This window comes from Bartonella queenslandensis AUST/NH15 (assembly GCF_000312585.1).
GTDB classification, from domain to species: Bacteria; Pseudomonadota; Alphaproteobacteria; order Rhizobiales; family Rhizobiaceae; genus Bartonella; species Bartonella queenslandensis_A.
In genome coordinates this window covers 1-241 of sequence record NZ_HE998449.1, presented here as the reverse complement: position 1 = coordinate 241, position 241 = coordinate 1, and the positions used below count along the sequence as shown (strand labels likewise).

The 241-nt window shown below is 42.7% G+C and carries 1 pseudogene; it reads left to right on the top strand.

From position 1 onward, the window contains the following. A pseudogene (locus BN338_RS10610) lies at window positions 1-241 on the top strand (N4-gp56 family major capsid protein); the annotation flags it as partial.

The window sequence follows — 241 nt, the reverse complement described above, 5'->3', positions numbered from 1 at the left end:
TGCAAGTCTGTGGCTATACAGCGCCCACGATAACGGTTAATGGTCGCGATCTCTATATTCGTCCGGTTCATTACGGCTTTAATCCTATTATGGAGCCCAAGCAAGGAACGTATTATCGTCCAGATGGTAAAACCAAGGATGAAGATCTCAATGATAAGGCAAAACATAGCTTTAGCCTTAAACTCATTGATGAAGCTGTTTTGCAAGCGAAACTTGCTGATCCTTATATTACTCCCGTCAC